Consider the following 26,729-nt stretch of genomic DNA (forward strand, 5'->3'; position numbering starts at 1 on the left):
CGCCGGCTGCTGGACCTGCAGGATCTCGACCTGCAGCTCGATCAGGTCGCGCACAAGCGCGCGTCGTTGCCCGAGCACCAGGCGCTCAAGGACCTGGCCGCCGAGAAGTCCGTCGTCGACCGCGAGCTGGTCACCGCGGACACCGAGGTCAGCGACCTGCAGCGCGAGCAGAAGAAGGCCGAGAGCGACGTAGAGCAGGTCCGCCAGCGCCGTGCGCGGAACCAGCAGCGGCTCGACTCCGGTCAGGTCACCTCGCCGCGCGACCTGGAGAACCTGCAGCACGAGATCGGCTCGCTGGACCGCCGGATCTCGGACCTGGAGGACGCCGAGCTCGAGGTGATGGAGAAGCTCGAGGCCGCCGAGGTCGTGCAGACCGAGCTGCGGGCCCGCGCGGAGGCGTTCGCCGGGCGGCAGTCCGAGCTGGAGACCTCCCGCGACGCGGCGGTCAAGGAGCTCGACGAGCAGCGCGCCGGGTTCGTCGACAACCGCGCCGTGGTCCTGGCCGAGCTGCCGGAGGGGCTCATCACGCAGTACCAGCGTCTGCGGGAGCACAACGGCGGCATCGGCGCCGCGCCGCTGGTCGGCAAGCGCTGCATGGGCTGCCGGATGGAGCTCGCCCCGTCCGACCTGAACGCGATCAAGGCAGCCGCTCCCGACGCCGTACTGCGGTGTGAAGAGTGCGGACGCATCCTCGTCAGGACGGCGGACAGCGCGGCATGAGCTACTCGCACGTCATCGTCGAGGCCGACGGTGGATCCCGGGGGAATCCGGGCCTGGCGTCGTACGGCGCACTCGTCCGGGACCCAGTGACCGGCAAGGTCATCGCCCAGCAGGGGAAGACGATCGGGATCGCGACCAACAACGTCGCGGAGTACTCCGGGCTGATCGCGGGCCTCGAGCTCGCCGCGGAGTACGCGCCGAACGCGTCGATCGAAGTACGGATGGACTCCAAGCTGGTCGTCGAGCAGATGGCCGGCCGGTGGAAGATCAAGCACCCGGACCTGCAGCCGCTGGCGATCAAGGCGCAGGGGCTGGCGCCGTTCGGGACCGAGTGGACGTGGGTGCCGCGGGCGCAGAACGCGGCCGCGGACGCGCTGGCGAACAACGCTCTCGACGGTGTGCCGATCCCGTTGCAGCCCGGCGACGCGCCCGTTGCCGCGCAGCCGGCCGCGCAGCCGTCGGATCAGCAGAAGGCCTTGCGGGGTTGGGGTGCGCAGGCCGAGCCGCCGACCCGGTTGATCTTCCTGCGGCACGGCGAGACGCCACACACCGCGGAGAAGCGGTTCTCGGGTTCCGGCGGCGATGACCCGGCGCTGAGCGAGAACGGCCGGACGCAGGCGGCGGCTGCCGCGGCGTACCTGGCGCGGCTCGGCGGGATCGACGCGATCGTGACGTCGCCGATGCGGCGGGCGCGGGAGACCGCGGCCGAGGCCGGTTCGGAGCTTGGGCTGGATGTGGTCGTGGACGAGGGCTGGGTGGAGTGCTCGTTCGGTGACTGGGACGGGCACACGTTCGCCGAAGTACAGGAGAAGTGGCCGGACGCGTTGAACGCCTGGCTGGAGTCGACGACGGTGGCACCGCCCGGCGGCGAGTCGTTCGACGCGTGCGCCCGGCGCGCCCGCTCGGCCCGCGACGGTCTGCTCGCGCGGCACCCCGGCAAGACGGTGCTCGTGGTCACCCACGTGACCCCGATCAAGCTGATGGTCCGCTCGGTGCTCCAGGCCCCGATGTCGTCGATGTTTCGGATGGAGCTTCGCCCGGCAACCCTCACCGAAGCCCACTGGTACGCCGACGGCCTGGCGTCCCTGCGCTCCTTCAACGTGGACCCTGCCCTAGTCTGACCCCATGCCGCTGCAGAGGGTTCGTTTCGTCGAGGACGTTCCGGAGGTTTTCCGGGCTTCGTTGCAGGACATCCGCCGGGAGCAGGAGGTGCCGTCGGAGTTCCCGCCGGAGGTGACTGCGGCGGCGGTCCAGGCTGCCCACAGAAACGCCCAGAACGTCGTACTGCCGCGGCTGGACCGGACCGGCATCGAGTTCGTGACGGTCGATCCGCCGGACTCGATGGACCTCGACCAGGCGCTGCACATCGAGCGGGCGGGCGACGGCTTCACGGTGTACTACGCGATCGCGGACGTCGCGGCGTACGTGCAGGCCGGCGACCCGATCGACACCGAGGCCCGCCGTCGCGGCGAGACCCTGTACGCGCCGGACAGGCGGACCCCGCTGCACCCGCCGGAGCTCTCCGAGGGCGCGGCCTCGCTGCTGCCCGACCAGATCCGTCCGGCGCTGCTGTGGACGGTCACCCTCGACGCGTCCGGCGAGATCACCGGCGTCACCTGCGAGCGTGCCCTGGTGAAGTCGCGCGCGAAGCTCAACTACGCCGGCGTACAGCAGGATCTGGACGCAGGTACGGCGTCCGAGTCGCTGCAGCTGCTCCGCGAGGTCGGGAAGCTCCGTGAGCAGTGCGAACTCGGCCGCGGCGGCGTGAACCTGCCGATCCCGGACCAGCAAGTCGTCACCTCCGACGGTGGCTGGGGCCTGCAGTTCCGCGCGCCCCTGCCCGTCGAGGGCTGGAACGCACAGATCTCGCTGCTCACCGGCATGGCCGCCGCGCAGCTGATGATGAAGGGCAAGATCGGCATCCTGCGCACGCTGCCCGAGTCGCACGACGACCTGCGCCGCAAGCTCGGCAACACCGCGAAGGCGCTCGGGATCGACTGGCCGGCCGACGTGTCGTACGCCGAGTTCATCCACGGGCTCGACCCGGCCACTCCGGCGCACGCCGCGATGCTGGCCGCCTGCACCGTCCTGTTCCGCGGCGCCGGGTACACGGCCTTCGACGGCAGCGTGCCGGACAAGCCGCAGCACGCCGCGATGAAGGGGGAGTACGCCCACGTCACGGCGCCGCTGCGCCGGCTGGTGGACCGCTGGACCGGCGAGATCTGCGTCGCGCTCTCGGCCGGCACCGACGTACCGGACTGGGTCCGGGAGTCGATGGACGAGATCCCGAAGATCATGGACGACGCGGACCGCCGGGCGCACGCCTACGAGCGCTCGATCGTCAGCATGGTCGAGGCCGGCCTGGTCGCGGACCGCCTCGGCGCGACCTTCGACGGCGTGATCACCGACGTCGACGACAAGGACCCCGGCCGCGGCATCGTCGTACTGACCGAACCCGCCATCGAGGGCCGCGTCACCGGCCCGGCCCTGCCACTGGGCCGCCAGGTCCGCGTCAAACTCGTCGAAGCCGACATCACCCAACGAACCGTCGCGTTTGAACTGCTCTAGCTGAGACACTCGCAGGTATGCACTACGACGAGTTCTTCGCGCAGTACAAGAGCGCCTACGAGCTCTGGACCTTCGGGCGGCTGGACGTGGACGGCGCGCTCGCCGCGCTGGAGCGACTGCGCCCGATCGCGCGCGCGGTCGAGCCGGCGGACAAGCGTGCGACCGCGGAGTACCTGCTGGCCCAGTGGGCGAACGAGACCTCGCCTCAGGCCGGCGAGCGGATGGCACGCGCGACAGCAGCTCTGGCCCGGGCCGGCGCGGACGGCGGGTCCACCGCCGAGCGGAGGACCCGCGCCGAGGCGCGCATCGCCGAGATCACCGGCATCGCGAACGAGACCACCGATGTGGCCGAGCGGTACGCCGTCCTCGGCCTGAACGAAACCCTCGCCAAGCTCGTCGACACCCTGGACCGCGAAGGCCACCGATGACCGGTCCGGCAGGCCTCCGCCGCGGACCTCCTCCGCTACCGCAGTGCGCTGCTCGTCGTACTGCATGAGAACGCCCACATGCTGGCGCCCGAGGGCCGGGACAACGGCGACGAACGGGACACGCCGCTGTCGCCGGACGCCGCGCGCAAAGGACTCGAAGAGGGCGCCACCGAAGCGTGGGCGTACCGCAACCTCGACCGGTACATCGACGAGCTCGGTCTGGAAGACGTCGTACCGGACCTGAAGGGCGTCACCGCGATCTCGCGGTACCAGCACTACCTGCCCGCCGCTGACGTACTCGCCGAACGGATCGGTGCGCAGGCCGGGGTCGGCCGCGACGAGATCCTCCGGCAGATGAACTGCGGGCTGTCCGACGGCAAGTGGCCGGTCGCGCGGATCGAGGAAGGCTACCGGTCCGGCACGCCACTGCAGCAAGAACGCCAGGCCGGACAGGTCGCGCAGCCACAGCAGCAACCGGATCAGAAGGACGTGCTCGCCGTGGCCTTCGCCGGGACCGCCCCCGCAGGAGGCGCGACGGCGACCCGGCCCGGGCAGGCGGCCCTGAACAAGTCGCCGGTCAGCGCTCAGCAGCAGAACACCAGCACCCGCGAGGAGACTCAGTCGGACAGGTAGTCCTCGACGGCGGCGGTTGTGCGTTCGAGGTCGCCGGTGGCCAGGAGGTCGATCAGGGCGCCGCGGAGGACGGCCAGTACGGCGGTGCGGCGGGCGGCGGGTTGACCGGGTTCGCTGGCTTCGAGGAGTTCCAGCCAGTCGTCGACCGTCGAGCGGGCGAAGTCCGCCCACGGACCGTCGGGTGCGATGAGGGAGCGGCCGTAGGCCTCGACCCAGAAGGTCATCAGCGGCCGGCGTTCCGGTGCGGCCAGCCAGGTCCAGAGTTCGCGGGCGATGACGGTCAGGCCGGGCGGGTCGTCGTACCGCTGCTCGGTCTGGCGGAGGAGTTCGAGCTGGTCGGCGCGGCCGCGGGCGAGCAAAGCACGGATCAGGCCGTCCTTGCTGCCGAACAGGAACAGCAGCACGCGCGGGCTTGAGCCGATCGCGCTCGCCAGCGGGCGCAGCGACAGGTCGGCCAGCCCGTGGGTGAGCGAATAGGAGTAGGCGCGCTCCAGCAGTTCTTGCTGTCGCGCGGAGGGACCATCAGATAGCACTGTCGTTGTGGTCGGCACGGGTCTAGTATTGCTCACTGAAACAGTCGTGTCAGTAGATTGGGTAGGGTTGATGACGAAACTGATCAGGAAGCTGGGCAAGCCCGGAGACCTCGGCTGGGTGGTGCAGGCGCACGCGGAGATCTATGCGGAGGAGTACGGCTGGGCCGCGGCGTACGAGACGCTGATCGCCCAGATCGTGGCGCAGTACGCCGCCGACCACGACGACGAGCGCGAGGCCGCGTGGATCGCCGAGGTGGACGGGGAGCGGGCCGGGAGCATCTTCTGCATGCGCGGGCCGGACGAGACGACGGCGCAGCTACGGCTGCTGCTGGTGACGCCGGCGGTGCGCGGGCTGAAGCTCGGCGCGGAGCTGGTCGACACGTGCCTGGAGTTCGCGCGGTCGGCCGGGTACAAGCGGATGGTGTTGTGGACCAACGATCCGCTGGTCGCGGCGCGGCACATCTACCTGGCGCGGGGCTTCCGGCTGGTGGGTTCCGAAGTACACGAGATGTGGGGCGACCGGCTCACCGGCCAGACCTACGAGGTCGATCTCTAGCTCTTGCAGACCGGCGCGCCGGGAGCGGCAGTCTTGTAGATCGCGTGCGACAGGAACGTGCTGAGGTAGCCGCTCGTGACGGTCAGCGCGTGCCGTGGGTCGGTGCTGCCCAGCGGGAGGAACCGGCGGAGCGGGTAGGCCAGGTAGTACACGCCGTAGTCGGTGAAGTTGAAGTGCCGGGTGCCCGGGACGGTGGCGCACCACGACGTACCGGTGCTTGCCTTCAGCAACGAGAGGGCTCGGTTCCGGTCGTTGTCGTTCTTGGCGTCCGGCCCGCAGACGCTGGTGATGCAGGAGTCGTCGGCGCCGAGCAGCAGCATCGGCGCCTTCACGCCCTTCTGTACGACGTCCCCGAACTGGTAACCGTCCAGGTCGACGGCGGCGGCGCAACGCTGGTCGAGCCGGCAGGCCTCCAGCGACGCGGCGCCGCCGAACGAGTGCCCGACGTACGCCGGACCGGCCGCGGGCTCGACCGAGTTCGGCAGTGTCTTCACGACCATGCCGGCCGCGAACCGGGCGTCCGCGGCCCAGACGGTGACGAGGTGGTCGCCGGCCTGCTGGGCGCCCTCGTTGTTGTCTCCCAGGTTCGGCGGGTTCGCCTCCGGTTTGCTGGTCACCGGCTCGCCGCCGAGGACGGTCAGGTTCGCGCTGTACGTCGGTGTGACGCCCGCGACCAGGTACCCGTGACTGGCCAGATCCTCGGCGAGGGCGGCGTACATCGGGGCGGACAGGCCCATCCCCGGCATCAGTACGACGACCGGGAACTTGCCCGGCGCGATCGCGACCCGGTCCAGCGCGCGGTCCTGCAGGGTGTCGAAAGGACCTTCGAAGATCGAGACCGGGGCCTTGAAATGCATCCCGCTCCACTCGTCCGGCGCGTACTGCACGTGCTGCCCGGTCGTGCCCTTCGCCACCGGATACCAGAGCCAGACCGCGAGCCGCCGCGGTCCGTTCGCGTACGGGTCGCGGCGCGGGGTGTCGGTCCACTCGTACGTCCGCCGCCCGACCTGGTACGCCCCGGTCGGCTCCGGCAACGACACCGGCTCGGACCGCTGCACCAGCACCCAGCCCACATAACCGGCCCCACCCAGCAGCACGACCAGCAGCAGGATCACGACACCAGTACGCACCCGCCTCCGCATACCCCCAACCATCTCACCCCACTCGGGTCCACCCGAGCAGAAACTCTTGGGGAGATGTCGAACTGGGGGAGACAGCTCCGACGTTCCGGGTGTTCTGTTGGGTCTAAGGCCGTGTCTGGTGGTCCAGACAGGACCAAAGGAGGACTGCGATGAGTTTGCCGGAGATTGTCGGGCGGGACGAGTGGGTCGCGGCGCGGCGGGAGTTGCTGGCTGCGGAGAAGGAGTTCACCAAGGAGCGGGACGCGTTGAACGCCCGGCGGCGGGAGTTGCCGATGGTGCTCGTGGACGAGCCGTACGTGTTCACCGGCGCCGGCGGGCCGGTCAAGCTGGTCGATCTGTTCGAAGGGCGGCATCAGCTGGTCGTGTACCACATCATGTACCCGCCGGAGTGGGACGCCGCCTGCCCGAACTGCACCGGGTTCGTGGACGACATCGGCTCGCAGCGCGCGCTGAACGAGACCGACTCCACCTTCGTACTGATCTCGCGCGGGCCGTACGAGAAACTCGCCGCTTACAAGGCCGACCACGGCTGGGTGCACCCGTGGTACTCGTCGGCCGGGACCAGCTTCAACTACGACTACCACGTGACCCTGGACGACTCGGTGGTGCCGTTCGAGTACAACTACCGCTCGAAGGCCGAGTGGGACGAGCGGCCGAACGCCGGCTTCGTCCAGCAGGACCAGCCGTTCGAGCTGCACGGCCTGAGCTGCTTCCTGCGCGTGGGTGACGACGTTTACCACACGTTCTCGACGTACGGCCGCGGCCCGGACGCCATGACGTTCTCTGTCAACGCCCTCGACATGACCGCCCTCGGCCGCCAGGAACCCTGGGAAAAGCCCGCCGGCCGCGCCGTCCCGGCCGCGACCGACGAGCACTGCTGACCACCCCGGCGGGTGCGCTCACGCGCGCCCGCCGAAGTATCGCGTCGTCCAGCCGCTGCCGCGGGCTGATCGCCGGCTTCGTCAGCTCGATGTGGTAGAAGTCCGACTTGCTGGTGAAACCAACGATCTCGCACGACGGCTGGGTCGCGGCCGTGACCCAGCGCGAGCGCGGCCGAGGGCGGCCGGACGTCGCGCACTCCGTTGCCGGCCGAATAGGTGCGCTGGGCAACGAGTACGGCGATCGGGTGCCCCGGCCCTTCCGCAGCCGCGCGGTGTCGGTGAGCTGGTCCGCGACGATCCGCGCCCACGAAACGTGCGCGTCGAGCAGGCCCAGCCGGGTGAGCCGGGGAGCTGCCGGAGCAGCGCGGTCTGCGGGAGACCGCTCGCGAGCAGCGCCTCTCCCAGATCCGCGGCTCGTTCAGGCACGGGCAAGGTCCTTCCGGTCGGGGCGGAGGAACGGGTCGGTCTGTAAGCCGGATTCTGTGATGGCGATCATCTATCTACGGTGACCGTTGCCGGGCACCTCCAGCGGCCTACCCGCGAGCTCGGGCGGGCCGCCCTCGAACGCTCGCGCGGGTGGTGGTTTCCCACCGCCCTTTCTTGGCCTTGCTCCACGTGGGGTTTACCTAGCCTCCGCAGTCACCTGCGGAGCTGGTGGTCTCTTACACCACCGTTTCACCCTCACCCGCACTCCTGTGAACCACGGGGTTCACCGGAGCCGCTGGCGGTCTGTTCTCTGTGGCACTGTCCCGCGGGTTACCCCGGGTGGGCGTTACCCACCACGCTGCCCTGTGGAGTCCGGACTTTCCTCGGCGCCCTCTGCAAAGGGCGACGCGATCGCCCGACCGACCCGTTCCGTACCTCAGGATACGGCCTCCGCTGTCACATCACGAACGGAGTGAGTGATCATCCAGCACTTCGGGCCACAGGCCGTCCGGACCCCGGTGGTACGGCCGTACGTCGACCACCGCGTCCAGGTTCAGCGGCCCGTAGATGTGCGGGAAGCTCATCCCGGTCCCGTCCAGGTCCTCGTCGCAGAGCGCGGACACGAGCTTGGCAGTGTCGATTACCAGCAGGCACAGTGGCCGGTCCACGTCGTCGTACGCGAAGTTCGCCACCATCGCGACCTGCTCGGGGCGGGAGGCGTGGATGAAGGTCACCCCGTCGTCGAGGCTCTTGCCGCGCGTCGACCACCGGTAGCACCCGGCCTCGACCGCAGCCTCCCACTGCTCCGGGAATGCGATATGCAAAATCGTCGCCATAGTGCCAACGCTAGTGGATTAGGGTGCTCGACATGGCCACCGAGGAGCACAACGAGCCCGACACCAAGCCCGACACGAAGCCCGACACGAAGCCCGACACCAAGCCCGGCACCAAGCCCGCCCAGCCTGTCGACGACCTGGTCAGCACGCAGCACACGCTGACCGTCGACGGGCAGGAGTTGCGGTACACCGCGACCACCGGGCGGATCGTGCTCCGCGAGGAGGTGTACACCGACGGCAAGTTCGAGGGGCTGAAGCCGAAGGCCGAGGTGTTCCTGACGGCGTACACGCTGGACGACGGTGATGGCACCGGCGCGAAGGACCGGCCGGTGACGTTCGCGTTCAACGGCGGGCCGGGGTCGTCGAGTATCTGGCTGCACCTCGGTCTGCTCGGTCCGCGCCGAGTGGTGTCGGGCGACGTCGGTGAGCTCGCGCCGCCGCCGTACGAGCTCGTCGACAACGCGGAGACGTTGCTGAAGTACAGCGACGTGGTGTTCATCGACCCGGTGTCGACCGGGTTCTCGCGGGCCGCGGAGGGCGAGAAGCCGGCTGACTACCACGGGTTCACCCGGGACCTGGAGTCGGTCGGTGAGGTGATCCGGCTGTGGACGTCGCGGAACGGGCGCTGGATGTCGCCGAAGTTCCTGGCGGGGGAGTCCTACGGTACGACGCGGGCGGCCGGGCTGGCGGCGCATCTGCAGCAGCGGTACGGGATGTACCTGAACGGCGTGATGCTGATCTCGGTGGTGCTGGAGTTCGGCACGCTCGACTTCACGCCGGGCAACGACCTGCCGTACACGCTGTTCCTCCCGACGTACGCCGCGATCGCGCACTACCACGGTCTCGTCCCGGACCGGGAACTGGACGAGCTGCTCGCCGACGCGGAACGCTTTGCGGCCGGGCGGTACCCGAATGCGCTTGCCCAGGGCAACCGGATCCCGGCGGACTACCGCGCCGAGGTCGTCACCCGGCTGGCCGAGCTGACCGGGTTGAGCGAGGACTACGTCGACCGGGTGAACCTGCGGATCGAGCACATGCGGTTCTTCGGCGAGCTGCTCAGGTCGCGCCGCCGGACGGTCGGCCGGATCGACGGTCGCTTCACCGGCTGGAACCCGGACTACGGTTCGGAGACCCCGGAGCGCGACCCGTCGATGAACGCGATCACCGGCCCGTACTCGGCCGCGCTCAACCACTACGTGCGCGTCGAGCTCGGGTACGAGAACGACGTACCGTACGAGATCCTCAACATGGACGCCGCGAAGAACTGGTCGTACAAGGAGTTCGAGGGCCAGCAGATCACGGTCGCGGAGAAGCTCGCCGAGGCGATGCGCGTCAACCCGCACCTGAAGGTGTACGTCGCGTCCGGACACTACGACGGTGCTACGCCGTACTTCGCCACCGAGCACACGCTGGCCCGCCTGCAGATCCCGGCGGAGCTCACCGGCAACATCGAGACGAAGTACTACCCGGCCGGCCACATGATGTACGTCCACGAACAGTCCCGCATCCAGCAGTCCGCCGACCTCGGCGCCTTCATCACCTCCGCCTCCAACAGATGATCCTGATCCGCCGAGCAGACGCAGTCCGCGCGCCGCGGGTCCCTGGCGTCGTACTGCGTCCGCCGGGGGTCGAGGACACCCAGCCCCTCGCGCAGCTGTACTACGAGGCGTACGACCCCGGCGCCTCCGCAGCAACCGCCGCGGAGGCGCTCGAGGACATCGCGCTGACCTTCGAGGGCCACTACGGCGTACTCGATCTGGATCTCAGCTGGTTGGCGTGGTCGGGGAACGATTTGGTGGGTGCGATGCTGATCGTCGAGCGCGCACCGTGGGCCGACACGCCGGACTGTCCGTTCATCATCGAGCTGTTCATCGCGCCGGGCCATCGGCGGCGGGGGATCGCGCGGTTGTTGCTGGCCCGCTGTGCTGCGACGACAGTTGCGCTGCGGGTCGACGACGGCAACGCTCCCGCACTCGCATTGTACCGGGATCTGGGATTCCGCGACGGATGATCTTTTCGTCTGTGGATGACGGAATCTCCTTGAAAACAAGGGGATTCCGGTTGAGAACTGTCGGTGGGTGTGGCTATCGTTGTGGGCATGGAACTTCTGGGTGAGCGGCCGGTGTGGTCGCTGAGCGACGGCGAGTTGCTGCCGACTCTCGACCAGGTGGACGCTGCCGTCACCTGGTTGCTCACCTACCGCCTGCAGTTGATCGGCCGCGTCGACGAGGGCGGCCTGGCCGAAGAGCTTGGCGCCCGCGACACCTCCGAGCTGCTCGCCATGCGCCACTGCATCGACCGCCGCGAGGCCAACCGCGACCTCAAGCTGGCCCGCACTCTGCCGAAGTACGACGCCGTGTCGACGGCACTCACCGACGACGTCCGGCCGCTGCGTCCGGCGCAGGCGGGCGTGATCGTCAGAGCGCTGGAGCGGGTGCGGTCCCGGGTCCCGGTGGAAGACCTCGATGTCGCAGCGGAGCAGTTGGTCAACCTGGCCGGGCAGCTTTCCCCAGGGGAGCTCGCCACGGCCGCGACGCAGATCTGCGACCTGCTGGACTCCGACGGCCCCGAGCCCGACGAGAAGGCGGCGTGCGAGCGCGAATCGCTGACCCTGGTCGAGGCGGAGAACGGCGTGAAGTTCCGCGGGTACCTGGCTAACGAGAACGCCGAGCTCCTCCGGTCCCGCATCCATGCCGCCGCGCGCCCGCACAAGACCGTCGACGGTGAGCTCGACCCACGATCCCGTGAGAAGCGCCAAGCAGACGCGCTCACGTCCACCCTGGCGATCGCCGCAGCAGCCACCGACAGCGGTTTCAAGCCACCCACCGGCATGGGCCTCAAGCCACCGACCGCCGATTCGCGTCCCACGGGCGTGGGCGCTGAGGTCCTTCCGTTCGATGGTGTGGCCGATGACCCGGCCGCCGTCGGCAGGGAGAGCTGGGTGCCAGGATTCGGCGCGAAGGCGAACCTCACGGTCACCATCGATTTCGAGGATCTGAAGTCTGCCGCCGCCGACGCGACCGGCGACCTCGTGTACGGCGGGAGACTGTCAGCCGCGGCGATCCGCCGGATCGCGTGCGACGCGAAGGTCATCCCGGTCGTGCTCGGCTCGACCTCCGAGCCGCTCGACGTCGGGCGGGCCGAACGCCTGGTGACGCGGGGGATACGTCGCGCCCTGAACGCCCGCGACAGGGGTTGCGTGGTGTGTGGCGCCCCACCGATCCACTGTGACGCCCACCATCTTCGGTCCTGGATCGACGGCGGTGACACCGCGATCCACAACCTGGTTCTCCTCTGCCGAGCACATCACACGGCACTCCACGCAGGCCACTGGGTCATCACGATCACGGACGGGCACGTCCAGGTGTCCCGCCCGGCGTGGGCCGATCCACCACCCCAACCACGACCACGTCTATCAGGCCTCCTCGCGGCAACCGGCGCCTCGCGGACACCTCGCCATGCCACAACAACACCGGCGGTGCCGCAGAGCCGGCGTTCCAGCCGATGGTCGGCCGACGAGCCGACGATGCAGGAAGCCGCCCGCTTCGCGGTCTGGGGCGATCCCTCGCCGGATCAACCCCCGGATGCCGCCTACGCATCCCGCTCCCCATCCTCCGCAACACCGCAAGACCCCGTGGCGCCCGAGAACATCCCCGTTGGCCGCTGACGAGCGCTGCCGTGTGCTGCCAGTGGTGGTCGGGGCTGACGAGTTCTGTGTAAGGGCGGCATCCATTGCCGGGCGCCGTTCGGCGGTGCGGGCAGACTTCGGCGGTTGTCGCTACGGGTAGATGCGGAAGCCCGAGAACCTGCGGTGCTCGAACGACGCATAGAACTCCTCCGCGGTGTCCGTCACCAGATCCACGCGCAGCGCACCGGTGAGCGGTGCCGCGTACTCGAGGAGCGCGCGGCCGACTCCCTTGCGGCGGTACGAACGGTGGACGGCCATCATCGGCAGGTGCGCCTGGATGTGGCCGTCGCTCTGCAGGTACGCGAAGCCGATGACCTGCTCGCCGTCCAGCGCGACGACCGTCGTGACGCCGGCGCGGTGAAGACGGCGTGAGCGCGGGAAGGATCGGCGGGAAGGCTCGGCCAGCCCTCCGCCTCGTTGATCGCGAGGATGCCGGCGAGGTGGGTTTCCGAGTACTGCGTGATGTTCACGGCAGCGTGAGTAGCTCGGCGCCGGTGTCGGTCACGACCAGCGTGTGCTCGAACTGTGCTGTCCGGGACTTGTCCTTGGTGGTCGCGGTCCAGCCGTCGTCCCACAGGTCGTACTCGTAGGTGCCCAGCGTCAGCATCGGCTCGATGGTGAACGTCATCCCGGGCTCGATCAGGTCGTCGAACCGCTCGTCGTCGTAGTGCGGGATGATCAGCCCGGAGTGGAACGACGTCGAGATCCCGTGACCGGTGAAGTCGCGGACCACGCCGTACCCGAACCGCTTCGCGTACGACTCGATGACGCGCCCGATGATGCTCACCCGGCGCCCGGGGCCGGACCGCCGTGATGGCGCGGTTCAGCGCCTCCTGCGTGCGCTCGACCAGCAGCCGGCTCTCCTCGTCGACGTCACCGACGAGGAACGTCGCGTTGGTGTCGCCGTGCACACCGTCCAGGTACGCCGTGATGTCGACGTTGACGATGTCGCCGTCCGCCAGCGGCCGATCGTCGGGGATCCCGTGGCAGATCACCTCGTTGACCGACGTGCACAACGACTTCGGGTACCCGCGATAGCCGAGCGTCGACGGGTACGCCCCGCGCTCGACCAGGTACTCGTGCCCGACCGCGTCCAGCTCGTCGGTCGTCACACCCGGCTTCGCCGCTACACCGACCGCCTGCAACGCCTGCGCGGCCAGCTTGCTCGCCACCCGCATCTTCTCGATCAGCTCCGGCGGCGTCACGTACGAACCGTCGAACGGCGTCGGCGCCGGCTTGCCGACGTATTCCGGGCGGGTGATGGAAGCAGGTACGTCGCGGCGCGGCGAAATGACGCCAGCAGTAAGAATCGACATGGTGAGATCATTCTAGAGAGCGCTGCGAAACGACTCCCAGGAGGTGGTCATCCAGATGAGTGACGATCACAGCAACGAGTGGTACTTCAACACCAAGACCGGCGAGGTGGAGCCGTACCAGGGCGCCAAGTCGGGGGACCGGCTCGGGCCGTACAGCTCGCCGGAGGAAGCCGCCCGCGCGCTGGAGAAGGTCCAGGAACGCAACGAGAACTGGGACAACGACCCGAAATGGGACGACGACTGAGTTCCCGGTACACGCCGAGGGGCACCACCGATCCGGTGGTGCCCCTCAGCTGTTGCTGAAACTGTTGCGTGTGCTGACTGCGTCAGCGGGCGACGCGCTTGGCCGCGGTCTTGCGGGCCGGAGCCTTGCGGGCCGGTGCCTTCTTGGCGGCAGTCCGCTTCGCCGGTGCCTTCTTCGCGGTCGTGCGAGCGGGCGCCTTCTTCGCGGCGACGCGCTTCGCGGGCGCCTTCTTGGCAACGGTCTTCTTGGCCGGAGCCTTCTTCGCCACCGTCTTGCGGGCCACGGTCTTCTTGGCCACCGTCTTCTTGGCCACCGTCTTCTTCGCCGGTGCCTTCTTGGCGGCGGTGGTCCGCTTCGCGGCCGTCGTCTTCTTCGCAGCAGCCGTCGTCTTCTTGGCAGCGGTGGTGCGCTTCGCCGGCGCCTTCTTCGCAACCGTCTTCTTGGCGGGCGCCTTCTTGGCGACGGTCTTCTTGGCCGGAGCCTTCTTCGCGACAGTCTTCTTCGCGGTGGTCTTCCGGGCGGCGACCTTCTTCGCCGGAGCCTTCTTCGCCACCGTCTTCGTGGCCGCGGTCTTCTTGGCCGCACTCACCTTCTTCGTCGCTGTCTTCTCTGCTGCGCTGACCTTGCGCGCGGTTGTCGTCTTCGCGGCGCTGGTCTTCTTCGCGACAGTCTTCTTGGCGGGAGAAGCCTTTTTGGCTGTCGCCTTCCCTGCGGCTGCCTTCTTGGCTGGCACTCTGCCTCCTTGGTGCGGCTGAGGAAAACCACGGTGGATTCCTCGTCGTCATGATGATGACAACACTTGTGCGCTACGTAAAGCACCGGAAACGTCCGCAGGTTAAGGAGAACTCGCGGCGCTGGAAGGGGTAAATGCCCAAAATCCTTGTAGAGAAGGGATTCCGCCGCACGCCGAGCATGCCGGAGACGGACAATAAATTCTTGGCGACACGCGGCAGATTCGGCCCGGATCTGGCCGGATCGGCGAGTGTTGTCCTCGGCAACGTCCTGATCGAGGAGGAGTCGAAGAGCATGTACGACGACCTGCACAACGTCGTCGAACTACCTCGCGAGGTGCGTCGCGTGGTCAGCATCGTGCCGTCGCTGACCGAGTCGATCGCGGCCACCGACGCGGGCAAAATCGTTGGTGCGACCGACTGGTGCACGCATCCCGCGGACCTCGATGTGACGCGCGTCCGCGGTACCAAGAATCCTGATCTCGCGACCATCCGCGCACTCGCGCCGGACGTCGTCCTGGCCAACGCCGAGGAGAACCGCGCCGTCGATCTCGACGCGTTGCGAGCTGCCGGAATCGCGGTCTGGGTGACGGCGCCGACGACCGTTCCCGAATCACTGGACTCACTCGGTCGCATGCTGTCCGCGATCGTCGGCGCCGAACCGCGCTGGTTGCACGATGCGCGCGAGGTGTGGAGTACGCCGTACGACGGAATGCGCCGGCGCGCGGTGATACCGATCTGGCGGCGGCCATGGATGGCACTCGGCCGTGACACGTTCGCGGGCGATCTGCTGACGCGTATTGGTATCGACAACATCCTGAGAGAATCCAGTGAACGCTATCCACGGATCGACCCGGACGCGTTACCCGAGTACGACATCGTGGTGCTGCCGGACGAGCCTTACGCGTTTTCGCCGGACGACGGACCGGAGGCGTTCGGCAAACCCGCGAAGTGTGTGTCCGGCCGGCATCTGACCTGGTACGGACCGTCACTCGTCGAGGCACGCAGTTTGCTGAGCGGACAGCTCGGTGTCCCGTGAGTGCTGAGGCACTCACGGGACACCGGCGTGATGTCCGCCACGATCGGCGCTCAGCGTCTGGACGGGTTAGGTATGCCTCACCTACACTCACCGGGTGTCGTCGATGACCGCGAAGAAGAAGTGCTGCAAGGACAAGCCGAGGTGCAAGAAGTGCCCGGTGGTCCTGATGCGCCTGTCCAAGGCAGGCTGCGCCGAGCGGCTCGATCGCGTGCACTACAAGGTCGACAAGAAGATCCCGAAGAAGGTACTGAAGGAAGCGCGGGCGCGCTGACCGTCAGGACGCCCGGCGCAACGTGATCGCGTCCGTCGCCTGGCGGAGCAGGCCCGGGATCGTGGCGTGTGCGGCCAGGCCGGTCGCCTCGAGATCGTCGCCGTACCACCAGCCGTGTTCGCTGATCGTCTGCTGCTCGATCTCCTCCTGGTTCGCGAACGTCACGTCGACGCGGTCCACCGCGACCGCGTAGAACGTCTGGTGCTGGATGATCCGGCTGCCGCCGTACTCGAACTCGATCGTGCTGGTCGCGAGCGGCGTACCGAGCTCGGCGGCCGGCAGTTCGATGCCGACCTCCTCGCGCAACTCCCGGCAGGCCGCGTCGGCGATCGTCTCGCCGTCCTCGACACCGCCGCCGATCGTGAACCAGTACGTCGTGTCCGGCTTCAGCGGGTCCCAGCCGTGCAGCAGCAGGACCCTGCCGTCCGGGCGCACCGGCAGTACGCGGGCCGTCGTCCGCCGCCGAACCGTAGATTCCGTCACACCACAGAACGCTAAAGGACAACTCCGACCAAGTGTCGACTCGTGCGGCGCGTCTCACAGTTGTTGCCGTCCACACCTACGATCGGTGGCATGGCAACGATTGGTCTAGGGCTTGCGGCGCTGGGGCGTCCTGGGTACATCAACCTCGGGCACGACGAGGACCTGCCGCCGCGGCGTGCGGTCGAGGACCTGCGCGCGCGGACGCACGCGCTGCTCGAGCAGGCGTGGCAAGCAGGTGTTCGGTACTTCGACGCCGCCCGTTCGTACGGTCTTGCCGAAGAGTTTCTCGGCACCTGGCTGACAGCGGAACGCCGTACCCACCTGACCATCGGCTCGAAGTGGGGTTACACGTACGTCGCCGACTGGCGGCACGACGCGGACACCCACGAGGTGAAGGACCACAGCCTCGCTACCTTCGAACGGCAATGGCCCGAGACGTTGCAGGCCCTCGGCAGTCCGCCCGACTTCTACCTCGTGCACAGTCTGACGGCCGACAGTCCGGCGCTCGAGGACAAACGCTTGCTGGATCGGCTGCGTGAACTCGCGGACTCCGGCGTACGCGTCGGCCTGTCCACGAGCGGCCCGCGCCAGGCCGAGACACTGCGCAAGGCGATGACCTCCGGTACGCCGTTCTCCGCAGTACAGGCGACGTGGAACGTACTGGAGACCTCGGCCGGTGCAGCACTGGCCGAAGCGCACGACGCCGGCTGGTTCGTCGTCGTCAAGGAGGCCGTCGCGAACGGCCGCCTGACGGCACGTGCCGGCGAGACGCCGTTCAACGAGTTCGCGCACCAGCACGGCGTCACGCCGGACGCGCTGGCGATCGGCGCCGCGGTGGCCCAACCCTGGGCGGACATCGTCCTCAGTGGAGCCACCACGGCCGAACAACTTGCCAGCAATCTCGCGTACCACGTCGACGGTCCGCTCCTCGAGTTCGTACAGCAACCCGAGGAGTACTGGACCGAACGATCAGCCCTACCGTGGATCTAACTGGGTGAGCGCGTGACGCTCAGCCGCCAGACTCGAGGCGGCTTTGGCGGCCGGACTCAGGGCGGCGGCGGGCTGGGGCGCGGGTACTGGTGCGCACTGCACATCGGACCGGTTACCCGACACCCGTGCCGGTAGCGCACCGGTCAGGAGGTACGCCGCGATCCGGTCGTCGGTGCATGCGACCCCGGACAGCGAACCTGCATGCGTGGTGCCGCCGACGCCTTCGATCAGGGCCGAGTGCGGGAACGTCTTCCGGGTCTGTAGTGCGCCCGAGTACGGCGTGGCCGCGTCGAGGGTCTCGTTGATCATCAGCAGACTCTTGACCCGGCTGCCGTCGACCTTCACCGGGTTCCCGGCCTTCGCCGGCCAGAACGCGCACGGTGCGTTGAACCACGCGTTCGCCCAGGTGAGGAACGGCGCCTTCGCGAAGTAGTTCCAGTTGTCGCGGCGCCAGGTGTTCCAGTTGGTCGGCCACTTCGCGTCGGTGCAGGACACGCCGAGGTACACGGCGAGCAGGTTGTCGTCGAACGGCGGGCCGCCGTACAGGGCGACCAGCGGCGCGGCGTTGGCGTCGTGGACCCAGGCCGCGAACGCGCCCGCGACGTCGACCCAGCCGTACACGTAGTACGCCGCCTGCGTGAAGATGTCGGTCCACTCGTCGGGGCCGATCTTGCCGTCGGCGGGATGCCCGGCGAGTTTCAGCAGTTGCTTGTAGTACTGCTTCTCGACCGCGGCCTCGGTGGTGCCGAGGTGCCAGGTGGAGTCGTGCGCGGCGACGTACGCGAAGAAGACCTTCACGCTCTTGTTGAACGCCACGTCCTGGTCGAGGTTCGCCTGGTACCAGACGCGGGTCGCGTTCACGACGCCGTCGAACACTGCTCGGCGCAGGCGGTCCGGGTACAGCGTGCCGTAGACCTGGCCGAGGTACGTGCCGTACGAGAAGCCGTAGTAGTTGATCTGCGGTGCGCCGAGCGCCTTGCGGATGCTCTCCATGTCACGCACTGAGTCCACCGTGGTCAGGTGACCGAGCAGCGCGTGCTGGGCGCTGTCACAGGCCTGGGCGTACGCCTTGGAGCGCTGGATCCACACGTGCTCGACCTGGCGCGTCACCGGAATGTAGAACGGGCGGTTGTACCCCGCGTAGTCCGCGATGCAGTGCAGCGACGGCACGCTCGACCCGACGCCGCGCGGATCGAAGCCGATCCAGTCGTACGGATCGCCGCCGTGGTTCGGGACGAACTCGCCCAGCACCGCGAGCGTCAGACCGGAACCACCTGGTCCGCCCGGGTTCACCAGCATCGGTCCCTGGGCCTGCGCGTCGGGTGTCTTGTGCTTGATGCGCGACACCGCCAGCTGGATCTTCGTCCCGTCCGGACGGCTGTAGTCCAGCGGTACTTCGACGTACCCACATTGCGCACCACGCCTGGCCAGTCCCGCGCTCGCGCACGTACCCCACTGGATCGGCGGTGGTGTGTAGCTCGACGGTTTCGCCTGGACCGGTACGGCGGTCGCCGCCGGAAGCGACGTCATCGCTCCGGCAACCAGTGCGAACGAAACCCCTGCGGCAACAACGAATCGACGGATCATCATCGGCCTCCCCTTTGCCGCCCAACATCCTGAACCCGCGATGTCGGGCCGGACAAGGGTTCGGCACCTGCTTTCGGAGAGCGACGACGTCCGTACTGCGTGTTAGAAGGTGTGCTCGTCTCCCGGGAACGCGCCGTTCGCGACCTCGGCGGCGTACGTCGTGGCCGCGTTCGTGAGGATGCCGCGCAGGTCGGCGTACTGCTTGACGAACCGCGGCATCGTGCCCGCGCGCAGCCCGGCCATGTCCTGCCAGACCAGCACCTGCGCGTCGGTGTCGCGGCCCGCGCCGATGCCGATCGTCGGGATCGGCACCCGCTTGGTGATCTCGCCCGCGACATCACCAGGCACCATCTCGAGCACCACCGAGAACGCACCCGCCGCGGCCAGCGCGACCGCGTCGTCGATGAGGCCGGCCGCCTGATCGCCGCGCCCCTGCACGCGATAGCCGCCGATGCTGTGCTCGCTCTGCGGCGTGAACCCGATATGCGCCATCACCGGGATGCCGGACTGGGTGAGCTTCTCCACCATCGGTACGACGGTCCGCCCGCCTTCGAGCTTCACCGCGTGGACGCCGGCTTCCTTCATGAAGCGTACGGCGGTGTGGAAGGCCTGCTCGGGTGACGCCTGGTACGAACCGAACGGAAGGTCGGCGACCACGAGCGCGTGCTCGGCGGCGTTGGCCACTGCCCGGGCGAGTGGGATGAGTTCGTCGACAGTGACGGGAAGGGTGGAGCTGTAGCCGTAGACGTTGTTCGCGGCGGAGTCGCCGACGAGCAGCACCGGAATGCCTGCTTGGTCGAAGATCTCGGCGGTGTACTGGTCGTAGGCGGTGAGCATCGCCCATTTCTCACCACGGCTCTTGAAGTCGCGCAGATGGTGCACGCGGTACCGCCTTGGCCGTTTGCTGTTACCCGTGGCCGGCTTCGCGGGCCCGCCGTACGGCGAAACCTCAGCATCCGTGGGCGCCGCGGGCACGCTGTTGTCGGCCGGCGGTCCGTCGGTAGCTGCCTGGTACGCGCGCCGTCCAGCCCGGTGGGAGGTGACCTGTTCCGCCGACACCTGACTAGGCGCATCCTGCTGCACCCCAGCCCGCCGCCGCGCCCCAACCGCCCCACCCGCTGCAACCAATCCAGCCGACCCACCCGATCCAGCCGACCCGCCCGATCCGCCCGATGCAGCCGATCCAGCTGACCCGGCCGACGCAGCCGACCCGGCCGGCCCGGCCGACGTACTCGGTCCAGTCGACGCAGTCGCCTGCTGCTCGCCGGACGTATTCGCCTGCGGCTGCGTACCGGACGAAGCAACTGCGTCGCTCACCGGCGCGTTGATCTCGTACTCCGCACTCGGATCCGTCAGATATCCGTTGTCTCCCGAGCCCCGCCCCGACTCCCGAGGCGTCACCTCACCCCGAAGCCGGATCTCCTGCGGCTGCGTGTCTTCAGCCAGATCCTCGTCGTGCTTCTGCAACCCGTTCTGCCCATACCCGGCACCCGGCTGTACGTCGCCGTACCCCCGGCGAGTGTTCTCCGCAGGCCGGGGGTCACGTGACTGCTGTACGTTCTGCGCGCGAGCGCCGCTCCCGTCGTCCGCCCGGCGCGGCTCATCCGCCCGACGCGGCTCATCCGCGGGGCTGGCCTCGCGTCCCGTCAAACCGTTCTGTGGCCGGGAGGAGTCCGCTTGCTGCGGCCCGTCGTACATGCGGCGCGAGCCGTCCGCGGGGTGGGCGTCACGCGCCGGAAGGCCGTTCTGTTCGTGGGCGGCGTCCGCCGGCCGCGACCCGTCGTACGTGCGGCGCGGGTCGTCCGCGGGATCGGTGTCGCGTGGCGGTACGCCGTTCTGCCTGTGGGTGGCGTCCGCTTGCTGCGGCCGGTCGTACGTGCGGCGCGGGTCGTCCGCGGGCTGGGCGTCGCGTGCCACCAAACCGTTCTGTGGGTGGGCGTCCGCCTGCTGTGCCTCGTCGTACGTGCGGCGTGGGTCGTCCGTGGGGCGGGCGTCGCGTGCCGTGAGACCGTTCTGTGGGTGGGCGTCGGTCTGCTGCGGGCCGTCGTACGGGCTGCGGGTGTTCTGTGCGGGGGCGCCGTTCTGGTGGGTGTCTTGGGGGTGGGCTGCTCGTGCTGCCTCTTGGGAGCGGCCGGTGCCGTAGGCGCGTGCTGGGTCGTGAGGCTCGGGGCGCCGGGGCTCGTTCGGTTGGGTCTGGTCGGGCGTGTCCGGGCGGTCGAGGGGCCAACGGGTGCTGAACGCGTCCTCGGTCTGCCCTGCCCCTTGGACCGGTTCTTGCGCACGGTTGTCGTACGGCTGTCCGGGATTGCGGTTCTCCCACGGCTGGGGTGGGCGCGGGGCGGACGACTGGCCCCAGATGGGTTCCGGACCCGGGCCTGGTTCGTGGCGGCGCTCGGGGTTGTCCTGCGGGCGCGGAGCCGGCGGCTGCAAGCGCTGCGGAGGACGTGGCGGCTGCTGCGGAGGCAGCCCGTTACTGCTAGTCCCGTTGCTGCCGGGACCATTACTGCCGGGCCCGTTACTGCTCTGCCCGTTGTTCTGCGGTGCGAACGGACTAGGAGCCGCCGGACGCTGCGGCGTCGTGTTGCTGGCCCCCGGACCGAACGGACTCGGCCGCCCCTGCGCGGGCGGCTGCTGCGGACGGAACGGGTTCTGCTCCTCGCGCGCTGCCTCGTAGTACGGCTGCTGCCCGGGCGGCGGCGGAGCGGTCGGCAGGTACGGCGGTTTCGGGACGTACGGCTGCTGCGGAACCGGCCCGCGTTCGTACGTCCGGGGTGCGTTCGGCAGCGACGGCGACGGGTCGAGGACGGGACCGCGGTCCCGCCACCTGTCGTTGTCGTAGTCCGAGCGGCGGTTGTCGTCGGCTGCCTGGTTCTTCGGTCCGGTCCCGTACGGTGAGGGCGACCCGTCGTCCTCACCCGGGGTACCGGCCGACAGGTAGTTGTCAACCATGCCGTCATCGTCCCACTGTCGCGGTGGGTAAGCGCCACCGCCTGTGGACGAGCTCACATCCCGGGCAGGCAGGCCGGAGCCTTCGCCGGGTTCCTCGGTGGAGCCCCACGCGGATTCTTGGCCCATGTTGTCGGGCTGGGATGGGCGGTACCGCCAGGAGTCGCTCAGTGCTCGGCTGCCTTCCGTGCGTCCTCACGCCATGCATTGGTGATCGGCACCCGGCGGTCCCGTCCGAAGGCCTTGTGCGTGAGCTTCGGGCCTGGTGGGTACTGCCGGCGCTTGTACTCGGCTCGGTCGACGAGCTGGATGACCCTCGTGACCAGTTCGGTGTCGAACCCGGCGGCGACGAGTTCCGCGCTGCCGCGGTCCTGCTCGACGTAGTCGTCCAGGATGTCGTCGAGCAGGTCGTACGGCGGCAGCGAGTCGGTGTCCTGCTGTCCCGGGCGGAGCTCCGCGGACGGCGGCTTCGCGATCGAGTTCTCCGGGATCGGCGGCTGCTGCCCGCGCGCCTTCGCGTCCTCGTTGCGCCACTTCGCCAGCCGCCAGACCAGCGTCTTCGGCAGGTCCTTCAGCGGCGCGTACCCGCCGACCGCGTCGCCGTAGATCGTCGAGTACCCGACGGACAGCTCCGACTTGTTGCCGCAGGCAAGTACCAGGTGGCCGTCGGAGTTCGACAGGCCCATCCAGATCACCGCGCGGACCCGGGCCTGCAGGTTCTCCTCGGCGAGCCCGGTCAGCCCGAGCGTGTCGAGGAACGGCTGCACCATCGGCTGGATCGGGATCACCCGGTAGTTCAGGCCGGTGCGGGCGGCGAGCTCGGCGGCGTCGTCCTTGGAGTGGTCGCTGGAGTACACGCTCGGGTTGGAGATACCGATCACGTGCTCGGGCCCGATCGCGTCGCAGGCGATCGCGGCGACCAGCGAGGAGTCGATGCCGCCGGACAGCCCGAGCAGCACGGACTTGAACCCGTTCTTCTGCACGTAGTCGCGGAGTCCGGTGACGATCGCGCCGTACATCTCGGCCTCGTCGGACAGCCGCGGCGCGATGCTCGGGGTCATCGCCTCGTACGGCGGGAGCTCGTCGGACTGCAGCACGGTGTGCACGATCTCGATGCCCTGGTGGGTACCGGACGGCGTACCGGAGGCGGCCGGGAGCTCGAGGTCGACGATCATGCTGCCCTGCTCGAACTGCGGGGCGCGGGCGATGATCGTGCCGTCGGCGTCCGCGACCAGCGAGTCGCCGTCGAAGACCAGCTCGTCCTGCCCGCCGACGAGGTTCACGTACGCGAGCGCGCACCCGGCCTCGCGGGCGCGGCGGCGGACCAGGTCGCCGCGAACGTCGTCCTTGTTGGCCTCGTACGGCGAACTGTTGACGACTAGCAGCAGGCCCGCGCCGGCTTCCCGGGTGGCGGCGACCGGGCCGCCGTCCTGCCAGAGGTCCTCGCAGATGACGAGTGCGACGTCGACGCCGTGCACGCGGACGACCTGCAGCGTGTTGCCGGGGACGAAGTGCCGGAACTCGTCGAAGACGCCGTAGTTCGGGAGGTGGTGCTTGACCGCGCTGGTGATCACATTGCCCTGGTGGATGACCGCGGCCGAGTTGGTCGGCGAGCCCTTCGGCCGGCCGAGCCGGTCGATGCCCATCGCCGTACCGCCGGCCCGGTCGAGGTATCCGCAGATCACCACGATGTCGCCGAGGCCCTCGTCGGCGAGTCGTCGCGCGAGGCTCTTGATCCGCGCCTGGGACGCGTCCACGAACGACGCCCGCAGTGCCAGGTCCTCCACCGGATAGCCGGTCAGCGCGAGCTCGGGAAACGCGACGGCATGCGCACCTTGCTCGACCGCGTTCCGGGTCCACGCGACGATCTTGTCGGTGTTCCCGTCGATGTCACCCACGGTCACATCGATCTGAGCAAGAGCAACCCGAAGCTGAGGCACGGGAGCACATTACTGGGTCGAGCGGCCGGACCCCACGCCTGTCACCAACCTCTTACGTACGCCGAATGTAGGTCCGGACCAGCCCGAGGTTCATCTCGACCGAATCCATCGCATCCACCACCAGGTGCGCGCGCTCCAACTGGGGGTATTCACTCCGCATCCGCACCACGTGATCCCACCCCACCTCCGGTGAAGGCGATGAGCTGTTTCACGGTGGTGTGGTTCGGGCGACGAGTAGGGGGGTGAGGGTGGTCCAGCCGAGGGAGTTGTAGAGGGGGCGGCCTTCGGGGGAGGCGGCCAGGTGGGCGGTGGTGGTGTGGCGGGCGACGGCGGTGGTGGCGAGGGTGGTCATGACGGCGCGGGCGAGGCCGCGGCGGCGGTGGGCCGGGTCGGTGTGGATCATGTCGGCGACGGCGCCGGTGTGCAGGATCGACATCCGGCCGCCGGCGGCGAGTTCGCCGTACCCGTAGATCCGTACGTCGATCAGCGACGGCCCGCCGGTCACCTCGACCGCGTACGGCGCGGGCACCGGGTGGAGTGCCTGATCCGGAAGGGAGATCGTCATCAGCCACTCGGTGCGGACGTACTCGAGCGGCCTGAGTTCGCCCACCACTCGTTCAGGTTCGGCGGTCGCGATCTTCAGCCACGACGTACCGGGCGGGTTGCAGTCGATCAGGGCGAGATGGGCGGCGGCGGTCGCGTTCGGCTCGGTGGCGACGTACTCGACCCGGCGCTGCGGTTCGCCCACCCGCACCACCGCCACGTCGTCGACGCGTTGCGCGTCGTTCCAGCCGCGGGCGGCAGACCACCCGCGCTGCCAACGAGTCAGGGCTTCGTCGTGCACGCACTCCATCGAACAACGACAAAGGTTCACCCGGCAGGTACCTTCGTCGGATGTGACACCGGCCCGGAACGGATTGGCTGGCGGGCATGGACACCCAGGGCGGCCCGACCGGACTCCGTGAGCGCGCCCTCGGCCCGGACCTCGCGCGCGGCTTCATGCTGCTGTTCATCGCGCTGGCGAACTCGCACTACTTCGTCGTCGGCGCCGCCTACTTCGGCGGGTTCCCGACCGGCGGATCGCCGCTCGACCGGATCCTCGGCACGCTGATCTCGACCCTCGTCGACGGCCGCGCGTTCCCGATGTTCGGCGTCCTCTTCGGGTACGGCGTGGCCCAGATCGTCCGCCGCCAACGCGCCGGGCCGGACCAGTTTGGCGGTGCCGACGAGCGCGGCATCCGCAGGCTGCTCTGGCGCCGCAGCCTCGTCCTGGTCGTGCTCGGTTTCGCGCACGCGATGCTGCTGTACATCGGCGACATCCTCGCGGCGTACGGCGTGCTGCTGTTCCTCGGCGTCTGGGCCTTGCGCTGGAAGGATCGCTGGCTGTTCGCCGTCGCCGCGTTCGTCCTGATCCTCACGGCGCTCCCGAGCGACGACACGCTCGCCGCGTCCGCCGAAGGACCCGACCCGTCGATGCTGCCGGCCGGCTTCCTCGGCCAGCTCGCGGAGCGGATCACTGTGCAGCCGTTCATCGCCGGCCTTGCCTGGATCGGATTCGTCACGCCGTTCCTGATCGGTCTGTGGGCCGGGCGCCGCCGGATCCTCGAACGTCCCGCCGAGCACCTGACCCTGCTCCGGACAACGGCCCTGCTCGGCCTCACGATCGCGGTCGCGGGCGCCCTGCCGATGTCGCTCGTCGTCGGCGGCGTACTGACCCGGCCGAGCGACCACGCCCTGACGATCCTCGGTCCGTTGCACGACGCAGCCGGTGTGTTCGGCGGCCTCGGGTACGCCGCGTTGCTGGTGCTGGTCGCGCACCGGGTCGGGGAGCGACCGATCACCCGGGCGATCGCCGCGGTCGGACAACGATCGCTGACGTGCTACCTGTTCCAGTCCGTCGTCTGGGCCGTCGTGTTCACGCCGTACCTGCTCGATCTCTCGAACACACTCACCACGACCACGACAGCGATCCTCGCCGTCGCGACCTGGTGCGCGACCGTACTGCTCGCCGACCGGATGCGGCGCGCGAACTACCGCGGTCCGTTCGAAGTGCTGATCCGGCGCGTCACCTATCGGAGCCCTGCGCGGTTCACTTCCGGGTGAAGCTCAGGTGGGTCACGCCGCTCGGCGAGGACACCGCCTGGATGTCGAAGGTCTGCTCGAGCGACTCCTGCTCGTCCCACAGCCGGACCCCGCGGCCGAGCACGATCGGGACCACGGCCAAGTGCATGTAGTCGACCAGACCCGCGGCCAGGAACTCGCGGATCACCGTCGCCCCACCACCCAGCCGTACGTCGGTGTCACCGGCCGCCGCCCGGGCCTGCGCCAGCACCTCTTCCGGCGTCGCGTCGACGAAGTGGAACGTCGTACCGCCGTCCATTTCGACCGACGGGCGCGGGCGGTGGGTGAGTACGAACACCGGGCTGTGGTACGGCGGGTTCGGACCCCACCACCCCGTCCAGCCGGCATCGTCCTGCCAGCCGGGCGGGCCGAACTTGTTCGCGCCCATGATCTCGGCGCCGATACCGGGTTCGTGCTGCTCGGCGAACGCGTTGTCGACGCCCTGGGTACCGCCGGGCAGGCCGTCCTTCGAACGGAAGTACCTGGTGCCGACGAACCACTCGTGCAGCCGTTCGCCGGCGTGACCGAACGGCGTCTCCCTGGACTGGCCCGCACCGGTGCCGAACCCGTCCAGGGAGATCGCGAAGTTGTGAATCCGGACCTGTGACATGTGGATGCTCCTCCTGGTGGATGCTGTCACCCAACGGTCG

The 26,729-nt window shown here is 69.0% G+C and carries 26 protein-coding genes, 1 other RNA gene and 1 pseudogene; 15 read left to right on the forward strand and 13 right to left on the reverse strand.

What is annotated here, in order from left to right:
• Positions 1 to 15 precede the first annotated feature (15 nt).
• The 5 genes from JOF29_RS38190 (at position 16) to JOF29_RS38210 (ending at position 4,349) form a co-directional block, all read left to right on the forward strand.
• Positions 16 to 720: a zinc ribbon domain-containing protein gene (locus tag JOF29_RS38190; protein WP_443667606.1), complete on the forward strand. Its 705-nt coding sequence runs from the start codon at positions 16 to 18 to the stop codon at positions 718 to 720.
• Positions 717 to 1,841: a bifunctional RNase H/acid phosphatase gene (locus JOF29_RS38195; RefSeq protein ID WP_209699188.1), complete on the forward strand. Its 1,125-nt coding sequence runs from the start codon at positions 717 to 719 to the stop codon at positions 1,839 to 1,841. Before JOF29_RS38190 ends, JOF29_RS38195 begins: the two co-directional genes overlap by 4 nt.
• A 4-nt stretch (positions 1,842 to 1,845) precedes the next feature.
• A complete protein-coding gene (locus JOF29_RS38200) occupies positions 1,846 to 3,288 on the forward strand; it encodes an RNB domain-containing ribonuclease (RefSeq protein ID WP_209699189.1) in 1,443 nt (480 codons plus the stop codon).
• A gap of 17 nt (positions 3,289 to 3,305) precedes the next feature.
• Positions 3,306 to 3,716, forward strand: a complete 411-nt coding sequence (locus JOF29_RS38205; protein ID WP_209699190.1) for a hypothetical protein — start codon at positions 3,306 to 3,308, stop codon at positions 3,714 to 3,716.
• A gap of 78 nt (positions 3,717 to 3,794) precedes the next feature.
• Positions 3,795 to 4,349 carry a hypothetical protein gene (locus tag JOF29_RS38210; RefSeq protein WP_209699191.1) on the forward strand — a complete coding sequence of 185 codons (555 nt, stop codon included), beginning with the start codon at positions 3,795 to 3,797 and terminating at the stop codon, positions 4,347 to 4,349.
• On the opposite strand, the gene JOF29_RS38215 is transcribed toward JOF29_RS38210, so the two are convergent.
• Positions 4,334 to 4,900: a TetR/AcrR family transcriptional regulator gene (locus JOF29_RS38215; protein ID WP_307863901.1), complete on the reverse strand. Its 567-nt coding sequence runs from the start codon at positions 4,898 to 4,900 to the stop codon at positions 4,334 to 4,336. The two genes, JOF29_RS38210 and JOF29_RS38215, sit on opposite strands and share 16 nt — an antisense overlap.
• Before the next feature lie 52 nt (positions 4,901 to 4,952).
• Between JOF29_RS38215 and JOF29_RS38220 the strand changes: the two genes are divergently transcribed.
• Positions 4,953 to 5,438, forward strand: a complete 486-nt coding sequence (locus JOF29_RS38220; RefSeq protein ID WP_209699192.1) for a GNAT family N-acetyltransferase — start codon at positions 4,953 to 4,955, stop codon at positions 5,436 to 5,438.
• On the opposite strand, the gene JOF29_RS38225 is transcribed toward JOF29_RS38220, so the two are convergent.
• Complete coding sequence (locus JOF29_RS38225; RefSeq protein WP_209699193.1) at positions 5,435 to 6,580, reverse strand: alpha/beta hydrolase; 1,146 nt, start codon at positions 6,578 to 6,580, stop codon at positions 5,435 to 5,437. The genes JOF29_RS38220 and JOF29_RS38225 overlap by 4 nt on opposite strands.
• Before the next feature lie 149 nt (positions 6,581 to 6,729).
• Here JOF29_RS38225 and JOF29_RS38230 point away from each other — a divergent pair, with 149 nt between their 5' ends.
• On the forward strand, positions 6,730 to 7,461 hold the full coding sequence (locus tag JOF29_RS38230; RefSeq protein WP_209699194.1) for a DUF899 domain-containing protein: 732 nt from the start codon (positions 6,730 to 6,732) through the stop codon (positions 7,459 to 7,461).
• Positions 7,462 to 7,914: 453 nt separating this feature from the next.
• Here the strand turns inward: JOF29_RS38230 and rnpB are convergent.
• Both rnpB and JOF29_RS38240 read right to left on the reverse strand, forming a co-directional pair.
• Positions 7,915 to 8,314: RNase P RNA component class A (rnpB, locus tag JOF29_RS38235), an RNA gene on the reverse strand.
• Positions 8,315 to 8,348: 34 nt separating this feature from the next.
• Positions 8,349 to 8,723 (reverse strand): DUF952 domain-containing protein, encoded by a 375-nt coding sequence (locus JOF29_RS38240; RefSeq protein WP_209699195.1) that lies wholly within the window; start codon positions 8,721 to 8,723, stop codon positions 8,349 to 8,351.
• A gap of 32 nt (positions 8,724 to 8,755) precedes the next feature.
• Between JOF29_RS38240 and JOF29_RS38245 the strand changes: the two genes are divergently transcribed.
• The 3 genes from JOF29_RS38245 to JOF29_RS38255 all read left to right on the forward strand — a co-directional run bounded on the left by JOF29_RS38245 (position 8,756) and on the right by JOF29_RS38255 (position 12,390).
• On the forward strand, positions 8,756 to 10,282 hold the full coding sequence (locus JOF29_RS38245) for a S10 family peptidase (RefSeq protein ID WP_209699196.1): 1,527 nt from the start codon (positions 8,756 to 8,758) through the stop codon (positions 10,280 to 10,282).
• The gene (locus JOF29_RS38250; protein WP_209699197.1) at positions 10,279 to 10,734 is read left to right on the forward strand and encodes a GNAT family N-acetyltransferase; all 456 of its coding nucleotides are present in this window, start codon (positions 10,279 to 10,281) and stop codon (positions 10,732 to 10,734) included. The genes JOF29_RS38245 and JOF29_RS38250 overlap by 4 nt, the downstream gene beginning before the upstream one ends.
• A gap of 87 nt (positions 10,735 to 10,821) precedes the next feature.
• Positions 10,822 to 12,390 carry an HNH endonuclease signature motif containing protein gene (locus tag JOF29_RS38255; protein ID WP_209699198.1) on the forward strand — a complete coding sequence of 523 codons (1,569 nt, stop codon included), beginning with the start codon at positions 10,822 to 10,824 and terminating at the stop codon, positions 12,388 to 12,390.
• 111 nt (positions 12,391 to 12,501) lie between these two features.
• Here the strand turns inward: JOF29_RS38255 and JOF29_RS38260 are convergent, their stop codons facing one another.
• A complete protein-coding gene (locus tag JOF29_RS38260; protein WP_307864000.1) occupies positions 12,502 to 12,723 on the reverse strand; it encodes a GNAT family N-acetyltransferase in 222 nt (73 codons plus the stop codon).
• 154 nt (positions 12,724 to 12,877) lie between these two features.
• Positions 12,878 to 13,727: pseudogene (gene map, locus JOF29_RS38265) on the reverse strand (type I methionyl aminopeptidase).
• A 55-nt stretch (positions 13,728 to 13,782) separates the two neighbouring features.
• Here map and JOF29_RS38270 point away from each other — a divergent pair.
• Entirely contained in the window at positions 13,783 to 13,971 is a 189-nt protein-coding gene (locus JOF29_RS38270) for a hypothetical protein (RefSeq protein WP_209699199.1), read from the forward strand.
• 82 nt (positions 13,972 to 14,053) lie between these two features.
• On the opposite strand, the gene JOF29_RS38275 is transcribed toward JOF29_RS38270, so the two are convergent.
• Entirely contained in the window at positions 14,054 to 14,704 is a 651-nt protein-coding gene (locus JOF29_RS38275; protein ID WP_209699200.1) for a histone H1-like repetitive region-containing protein, read from the reverse strand.
• A gap of 134 nt (positions 14,705 to 14,838) precedes the next feature.
• Between JOF29_RS38275 and JOF29_RS38280 the strand changes: the two genes are divergently transcribed.
• Both JOF29_RS38280 and JOF29_RS38285 read left to right on the forward strand, forming a co-directional pair.
• A complete protein-coding gene (locus JOF29_RS38280; RefSeq protein WP_307863902.1) occupies positions 14,839 to 15,741 on the forward strand; it encodes a helical backbone metal receptor in 903 nt (300 codons plus the stop codon).
• 94 nt (positions 15,742 to 15,835) lie between these two features.
• Positions 15,836 to 16,012: a hypothetical protein gene (locus JOF29_RS38285; protein ID WP_209700309.1), complete on the forward strand. Its 177-nt coding sequence runs from the start codon at positions 15,836 to 15,838 to the stop codon at positions 16,010 to 16,012.
• A 3-nt stretch (positions 16,013 to 16,015) separates the two neighbouring features.
• Here JOF29_RS38285 and JOF29_RS38290 read toward each other — a convergent pair whose 3' ends face one another.
• Positions 16,016 to 16,495: an NUDIX hydrolase gene (locus JOF29_RS38290; protein ID WP_209699201.1), complete on the reverse strand. Its 480-nt coding sequence runs from the start codon at positions 16,493 to 16,495 to the stop codon at positions 16,016 to 16,018.
• 90 nt (positions 16,496 to 16,585) lie between these two features.
• Here JOF29_RS38290 and JOF29_RS38295 point away from each other — a divergent pair, with 90 nt between their 5' ends.
• Complete coding sequence (locus JOF29_RS38295) at positions 16,586 to 17,485, forward strand: aldo/keto reductase (RefSeq protein ID WP_209699202.1); 900 nt, start codon at positions 16,586 to 16,588, stop codon at positions 17,483 to 17,485.
• Here the strand turns inward: JOF29_RS38295 and JOF29_RS38300 are convergent.
• The 4 genes from JOF29_RS38300 to JOF29_RS45765 all read right to left on the reverse strand — a co-directional run bounded on the left by JOF29_RS38300 (position 17,471) and on the right by JOF29_RS45765 (position 24,802).
• Positions 17,471 to 19,075: an alpha/beta fold hydrolase gene (locus JOF29_RS38300; protein ID WP_209699203.1), complete on the reverse strand. Its 1,605-nt coding sequence runs from the start codon at positions 19,073 to 19,075 to the stop codon at positions 17,471 to 17,473. The two genes, JOF29_RS38295 and JOF29_RS38300, sit on opposite strands and share 15 nt — an antisense overlap.
• A 99-nt stretch (positions 19,076 to 19,174) precedes the next feature.
• On the reverse strand, positions 19,175 to 22,021 hold the full coding sequence (gene panB / locus JOF29_RS44125) for a 3-methyl-2-oxobutanoate hydroxymethyltransferase (protein WP_245359844.1): 2,847 nt from the start codon (positions 22,019 to 22,021) through the stop codon (positions 19,175 to 19,177).
• 164 nt (positions 22,022 to 22,185) lie between these two features.
• Positions 22,186 to 23,958, reverse strand: coding sequence for an NAD+ synthase (locus JOF29_RS38310; protein ID WP_209699204.1), 1,773 nt, complete (start codon positions 23,956 to 23,958; stop codon positions 22,186 to 22,188).
• Positions 23,959 to 24,166: 208 nt separating this feature from the next.
• On the reverse strand, positions 24,167 to 24,802 hold the full coding sequence (locus JOF29_RS45765; RefSeq protein WP_209699205.1) for a GNAT family N-acetyltransferase: 636 nt from the start codon (positions 24,800 to 24,802) through the stop codon (positions 24,167 to 24,169).
• Positions 24,803 to 24,888: 86 nt separating this feature from the next.
• On the opposite strand from JOF29_RS45765, the gene JOF29_RS38320 reads away from it, so the two are divergent.
• On the forward strand, positions 24,889 to 26,061 hold the full coding sequence (locus JOF29_RS38320) for a DUF418 domain-containing protein (protein WP_209699206.1): 1,173 nt from the start codon (positions 24,889 to 24,891) through the stop codon (positions 26,059 to 26,061).
• Here JOF29_RS38320 and JOF29_RS38325 read toward each other — a convergent pair.
• A complete protein-coding gene (locus tag JOF29_RS38325) occupies positions 26,048 to 26,689 on the reverse strand; it encodes a dihydrofolate reductase family protein (RefSeq protein WP_209699207.1) in 642 nt (213 codons plus the stop codon). The genes JOF29_RS38320 and JOF29_RS38325 overlap by 14 nt on opposite strands.
• Between the last annotated feature and the right edge of the window lie 40 nt (positions 26,690 to 26,729).

The sequence above is a fragment of the Kribbella aluminosa genome (assembly GCF_017876295.1).
GTDB classification, from domain to species: Bacteria; Actinomycetota; Actinomycetes; order Propionibacteriales; family Kribbellaceae; genus Kribbella; species Kribbella aluminosa.

What these genes read in the sequence shown, in the direction of transcription:
- JOF29_RS38195 (WP_209699188.1), top strand. Translation starts at nt 717, where the DNA reads ATGAGCTACTCGCACGTCATCGTCGAGGCCGACGGTGGATCCCGGGGG.
- JOF29_RS38200 (WP_209699189.1), top strand. Translation starts at nt 1,846, where the DNA reads ATGCCGCTGCAGAGGGTTCGTTTCGTCGAGGACGTTCCGGAGGTTTTC.
- JOF29_RS38205 (WP_209699190.1), top strand. Translation starts at nt 3,306, where the DNA reads ATGCACTACGACGAGTTCTTCGCGCAGTACAAGAGCGCCTACGAGCTC.
- JOF29_RS38210 (WP_209699191.1), top strand. Translation starts at nt 3,795, where the DNA reads ATGCTGGCGCCCGAGGGCCGGGACAACGGCGACGAACGGGACACGCCG.
- JOF29_RS38220 (WP_209699192.1), top strand. Translation starts at nt 4,953, where the DNA reads ATGACGAAACTGATCAGGAAGCTGGGCAAGCCCGGAGACCTCGGCTGG.
- JOF29_RS38225 (WP_209699193.1), bottom strand. Translation starts at nt 6,580, where the DNA reads ATGCGGAGGCGGGTGCGTACTGGTGTCGTGATCCTGCTGCTGGTCGTG.
- JOF29_RS38230 (WP_209699194.1), top strand. Translation starts at nt 6,730, where the DNA reads ATGAGTTTGCCGGAGATTGTCGGGCGGGACGAGTGGGTCGCGGCGCGG.
- JOF29_RS38240 (WP_209699195.1), bottom strand. Translation starts at nt 8,723, where the DNA reads ATGGCGACGATTTTGCATATCGCATTCCCGGAGCAGTGGGAGGCTGCG.
- JOF29_RS38245 (WP_209699196.1), top strand. Translation starts at nt 8,756, where the DNA reads ATGGCCACCGAGGAGCACAACGAGCCCGACACCAAGCCCGACACGAAG.
- JOF29_RS38250 (WP_209699197.1), top strand. Translation starts at nt 10,279, where the DNA reads ATGATCCTGATCCGCCGAGCAGACGCAGTCCGCGCGCCGCGGGTCCCT.
- JOF29_RS38255 (WP_209699198.1), top strand. Translation starts at nt 10,822, where the DNA reads ATGGAACTTCTGGGTGAGCGGCCGGTGTGGTCGCTGAGCGACGGCGAG.
- JOF29_RS38270 (WP_209699199.1), top strand. Translation starts at nt 13,783, where the DNA reads ATGAGTGACGATCACAGCAACGAGTGGTACTTCAACACCAAGACCGGC.
- JOF29_RS38280 (WP_307863902.1), top strand. Translation starts at nt 14,839, where the DNA reads ATGCCCAAAATCCTTGTAGAGAAGGGATTCCGCCGCACGCCGAGCATG.
- JOF29_RS38295 (WP_209699202.1), top strand. Translation starts at nt 16,586, where the DNA reads ATGGCAACGATTGGTCTAGGGCTTGCGGCGCTGGGGCGTCCTGGGTAC.
- JOF29_RS38300 (WP_209699203.1), bottom strand. Translation starts at nt 19,075, where the DNA reads ATGATGATCCGTCGATTCGTTGTTGCCGCAGGGGTTTCGTTCGCACTG.
- panB (WP_245359844.1), bottom strand. Translation starts at nt 22,021, where the DNA reads ATGGTTGACAACTACCTGTCGGCCGGTACCCCGGGTGAGGACGACGGG.
- JOF29_RS38320 (WP_209699206.1), top strand. Translation starts at nt 24,889, where the DNA reads ATGGACACCCAGGGCGGCCCGACCGGACTCCGTGAGCGCGCCCTCGGC.
- JOF29_RS38325 (WP_209699207.1), bottom strand. Translation starts at nt 26,689, where the DNA reads ATGTCACAGGTCCGGATTCACAACTTCGCGATCTCCCTGGACGGGTTC.